We start from the raw sequence: 4,888 nt of genomic DNA on the forward strand, positions 1-4,888 counted from the left end.
TTTTTACAAAAAAAGCGGCGTCAAGACAAAAGGCCGGACGTCCCCTCAAGGGGCGATCCGGCCTTTTGTCACGTAGGGGCGTTTTTGAAAAAACGCCCCTACAATCCCCAAAAACTTCCGCGCCTTCAGGCCAAAGCCTTTTACTGGCTATTGCCCGTGGTCCCCATGCCGGTGGTGGATTTGCTGCCGGTCATGTTGCTGGCGCCGGAGCCATTGGTGCCGCTCTTCATCGCGTTGGAGGACGAGCTGCCGCCGGCCGTTCCCATCGACATGCTGGAGCCGCCGGAGCCCATGCCCGCGGTGGAATGGCTGCCGGCCATGTTGTTGGAGCCGGTGCCGGCGGTGCCGGCCTTCATGCCGCTGCCATTGCCGCCGGAGGGGGCCATGCCGGCCCCGGTGGTGCCCATGCCGGCGGTGGAGTGGCTACCGATGGTGTTGGTCGAGCCGCTGCTGCCGGTGGCGGAGCTCTGTGCCAGGGCCGGGGTGACGGCGCCGATGGCCAGAAGACACGTCGCGGTGGTGAAAAAGCGTTTCATTGCAAACTCCCGTTTTTAGTTGGCCGGGTCGTCCCGGCTCACAACCCGATGTGGGGGGCGGCCGGGATGTTTGCATGAACATGAGCTGAACGATGAGACGGATTACCCCTCAGGCGGCAACCGCCCGGATGCGCGCCAACGCCTCGGCCTTGCCGAGCGCGATCAGCGTCGCGTCGATCCCCGGGCTCATCGTGCTGCCGGTCAGCGCGGCGCGCAGCGGCTGCGCCACCTGGCCGAGCTTGCGGCCCTCCGCTTCGGCAAAAGCGCGCAACGCCGCGTCGATCGCCTCGGCGGTGAAATCCGTGCCCTCCAGCAGGCCGGCCAGACGCGCCAGCATCTCGCGGTTTTCCAGGGTCAGCAGCGCCTCGGCCTTCGGTTCGAAGGGCAGGGGAATTTCGCGGGCGAGGAAGGCGGAAGAGTTGCTCAGCTCCTCCAGCGTCTTGGCGCGCTCCTTCAAGCCCGGCATCAGCGCCAGAATGCGCTGCATGGCGGCGGTGCCGACGGTGATGTCGGCCTTGGCCAGGCGCTCCACCACATCGTCACGCAGCCGCGCATCCTCGGCCTGGCGCAGCCACATGCCGTTGAGATGGGTGAGCTTGGCATAATCCATGCGGCTGGCCGCCCGGCCGACACCCTCCAGGGTGAACAGCGCGATCTGCTCGTCGCGGCCAAGGAACTCGGCATCGCCATGGCCCCAGCCCAGACGCAGCAGGTAGTTGCACAACGCCTCCGGCAGGAAGCCCTGCTCGCGGAATTCCAGAATGCTCACCGCGCCATGGCGCTTGGAGAGCTTCGCCCCGTCCGCGCCATGGATCAGCGGAATATGCGCGAAGGCGGGCGTCTCCCAGCCCATCGCGTCATAAATCTGGATCTGCCGGAAGGTGTTGGTGAGATGATCGTCGCCGCGAATCACATGGGTGATCGCCATGTCATGGTCATCCACCACCACCGCGTGCAGATAGGTCGGCGTGCCGTCCGAGCGCAGGATGATCATGTCATCCATCTCGGCATTCTTCACCCGCACCTCGCCCTGCACCAGATCATTCAGCACCACCTCGCCCTCGCGTGGGGCTTTCAGGCGGATGGCGGGCTTCACCCCCGCCGGCGCTTCGGACGGGTCACGGTCGCGCCAACGGCCATCGTAACGCGGCGGGCGCTTCTCGGCCATCGCGGTCTCGCGCATCTGCGCCAGCTCTTCCGGGGTGCAATAGCAGCGATAAGCCTTGCCCTGCGCCAGCAGCGCCATCGCCACCTCGACATGCCTTGCCTCGCGGCTGCTCTGGAACACCGGGGGCTCGTCAGCCTTCAGATCGAGCCAGTCCAGCCCGTCCAGGATCACCTGCACCGCTTCCTGGGTGGAGCGGGCCTTGTCCGTATCCTCGATGCGCAACACGAACTCGCCGCCATGATGTTTGGCGAAGAGATAGTTGAAGAGGGCGGTGCGGGCGCCGCCAATATGCAGCAGGCCGGTGGGAGAGGGCGCGAAGCGGGTACGGACTTTCATGGGCTGGCTGTTACTCTTTTGCGCCGATTTGTGCCAGCCGGGCGAAAAAGTTAATCATCCGGAACAATCGGAGGTGGTATTGGCCCGGGACTGGTTCGCGCGCTGGGTGGAGGCGGAGCGGGGGCATTTCATCCTGCTGCTGCCGGTCGCCATGGGGGCCGCCATCCTGGTCTATTTCGCGCTGCCTTCGGAGCCGCCGCTCTGGCTGGCGGCGGCCCTTCCGGTGGGCGCGCTGCTGGCGCTGGGGGCGAGCTGGCGGTTTCCTTATGCGCGGTTTCTGGCCTGGCTGCTGCTGGCGGGGGCCATCGGCTTCGCCCGGGCCGAATATCGCAGCGCTACGATGCCGCCGATGCCGCCCATCCCGTCCGGCGTGGTCAGCGTCAGCGGCTTCGTCGCGCGGGTGGAGATGCTGCCCAACACCGCCCGCGTGGTGCTGCGCGCCCCGCGGATCGATCACGGCCCGACGCTGCGCCGTCTGGTCCGGCTGAAGCTACGCCCCGGCGATGCGCCGCCCGACCCGGGGGCGCTGGTGAAAGCCTATGCGCTGCTGTTCGGCCCGGACCCGCCGGCCTATCCGGGCGGCTGGCAGCAGGGGCGGGATGAATATTTCGCCAATCTCGCCGCTGTCGGGGTGGCGCTGACACCGCTAAAGCAGCTGCGCCCGGCGCCACCCAGCCAGTGGCGCGATGCGCTGCAGGCGTTGCGGCTGGAGATCGCCACGCAGATCCTGCGCGCGCTGCCGCTCTCCACCGGCGCCATCGCGGTCACACTCCTGACCGGCGATGAGCAGATCATCCCCGCCGATGAGCGGCAGGGCTTCATCCTCTCCGGCCTCGCCCATATTCTCGCGGTGGCGGGGCTGCATGTCGGCATCGTCATGGGCATCGTGTTTGTGCTGGCGCGATGGGGGCTCTCGCGCAGCGCCTGGATGGCACTGCACTGGCCGGGCAAACCCATTGCCGCCGTGCTGGCGCTGGCGGGCGGGGCGGGGTACGCGGTGCTCACCGGGGCGCATCTGCCGATCCTGCGCAGCCTGGCGATGGCCAGCCTGGTCACACTCGGCGTGCTGCTGGGGCGGCGCGCGGTCTCGCTGCGCGGGCTGGCCCTGGCGGCGATGATCCTGCTGCTGGCCACCCCCGAGGCGATTCTCTCCGCCAGCTTTCAGATGAGCTTCTCCGCCGTCGCCGCCCTCATCGCCGGCTATGAAGCGGTGCATCCGATCTGGCGGCGCTTCCATGCCGGGCGCAGCATGCTGGGGGCGGGGCTGATGCATGTGGCCGAGCTCGCCTTCACCAGCCTGCTCGCCGGCGGCGCCTCGATGCCGTTTTCCGCCTATCAGTTCCAGCAGATCGAACCTTACTGGATCCCGGCCAATCTGGTCGCGGTGCCGCTCACCGCGCTCTGGATCATGCCCTGGGGCTTGGCCGGGTTGGCGCTGCTGAAGCTGCATCTGGCCTGGCTCGCCTTCAAGCCGATGGGCTGGGGCATCGCCATCATCGTCTGGATGACCGCCCATATCGCCACCTGGCCGGATGCGCTGCTGAAGGTGGCGCCGATGCCGGGTGCCGCCATCCTGCTGATCGCGGCGGGGCTGGCCTGGCTGTGCCTCTGGCGCTCGGCCGCGCGACTGGCGGGGGCGGGGTTGATCGCGGCCGGGCTGGTGGCAGCGCTGCTGGCCCGCCCGCCGGACGTGCTGGTCTCCGCCGATGCCAGGCTGATCGGTATCCGCCAGGGCGGGCAGGTGCTGCTGGTGGAAATGCCCAAGGCCAGCAGCTTCACGCTGGAGCAATGGCGCGCGGTCTGGGGCGGGGCGCGTTTGGTGCCATCCGCCTGCAGTGCTGCCACCTGCCGCATCGGCGCGGTGCTCTATGCCGCTACCCCGGTAACCGACTGCCAGGGGGCGCGGTTGCTGGTCTCGCCAGTGTCGCAACCGGGCTGCGCCGGCGCGGTGATCCTGGATGCCAGCCGCGCCGCGCGGGATGGCGCGCTGGCCGCCTGGGTGAGCCCGGCGCGGATCCGCCTGATCACGGACCGCGCCTGGGAGGGGGCGCGCCCCTGGGTGCCGAATCTGTCGCAACCATAGATTGTTTTCGCTCGCTGTTTTCGTTAATCTATCGTTATGAGTGTCGCGCTCCCGCCTCTGGCTGTCGCCGCCCCGCCCTCGCTGGCCGACCAGTTGCAGGGGCTGGGGCGGCGATGGCGGATTTTGCTGCTCTCCACCATGCTGGCCCCGGCGCTGGCCGGCTTGTTGCTGGCGCTCAGCCCCTCGCATTATGAAGCCACCGGCATTCTGCTCTATGATCCCGAAGCGGCGCGCCTGCCCGGCGCCAATGCCGCCGGCCCCGCGACAGAGCTGAACCAGGATGCGGTGATGGCGAGCCAGAGCGCCATCGTCCTCGCTTTGCCGGCGGCGGCGGCGATCGCGACGCGGCTGCATCTGGACCAGCTGCCGGAATTCAACCCGGCTTTGCGCAAGCGCATCTTCCCGCTCTCGCTGTTGCCTGCCCCCGCCGCGCCGGATGCGGCGACGCTGGCGCAAATCGTGCAGACCCATCTCGCCGTTTCGGTGCAGCCAGGGGCGCGGGTGATCGCGGTGCATTTCTCGGCCCGCAGCCCGGACCTCGCCGCCGCCGGGGCCAATCTCGCGATGCAGCTTTATCTGGACCAGGGGCGCGATGTCGCCTTCCAGGCCCTCAATGACGCGCAAAGCTGGCTGGAGACCCATTCCGCCCAGGTGCAGCAGCAGCTGGACGAGACCGAGACGCAGCTGGCGAAAGCCAGGGCCGGGGCAGGGGTGGTGGCGGCAACGCAAGGCAGCACCTTGACCGGCGAGACCGCGAGCCGGCTC

At 68.4% G+C, this 4,888-nt stretch carries 3 protein-coding genes and 1 pseudogene; 2 read left to right on the top strand and 2 right to left on the bottom strand.

The window, feature by feature from the left end; all coding sequences use genetic code 11:
* Positions 1–140: 140 nt before the first annotated feature.
* Both MXAZACID_RS19150 and gltX read right to left on the bottom strand, forming a co-directional pair.
* Positions 141–536 carry a hypothetical protein gene (locus MXAZACID_RS19150; RefSeq protein WP_008492865.1) on the bottom strand — a complete coding sequence of 132 codons (396 nt, stop codon included), beginning with the start codon at positions 534–536 and terminating at the stop codon, positions 141–143.
* A 109-nt stretch (positions 537–645) separates the two neighbouring features.
* A complete protein-coding gene (gene gltX / locus MXAZACID_RS04250; RefSeq protein ID WP_008492866.1) occupies positions 646–2,040 on the bottom strand; it encodes a glutamate--tRNA ligase in 1,395 nt (464 codons plus the stop codon).
* Between the two features lie 79 nt (positions 2,041–2,119).
* Here gltX and MXAZACID_RS04255 point away from each other — a divergent pair, with 79 nt between their 5' ends.
* Positions 2,120–4,123, top strand: coding sequence for a ComEC/Rec2 family competence protein (locus MXAZACID_RS04255; protein ID WP_168118385.1), 2,004 nt, complete (start codon positions 2,120–2,122; stop codon positions 4,121–4,123).
* 36 nt (positions 4,124–4,159) lie between these two features.
* Positions 4,160–4,888, top strand: a pseudogene (locus MXAZACID_RS19155) (hypothetical protein); the annotation flags it as partial.

Origin of the sequence: Acidocella sp. MX-AZ02 (assembly GCF_000306035.1) — a bacterium.
GTDB lineage: Bacteria > Pseudomonadota > Alphaproteobacteria > Acetobacterales > Acetobacteraceae > Acidocella > Acidocella facilis.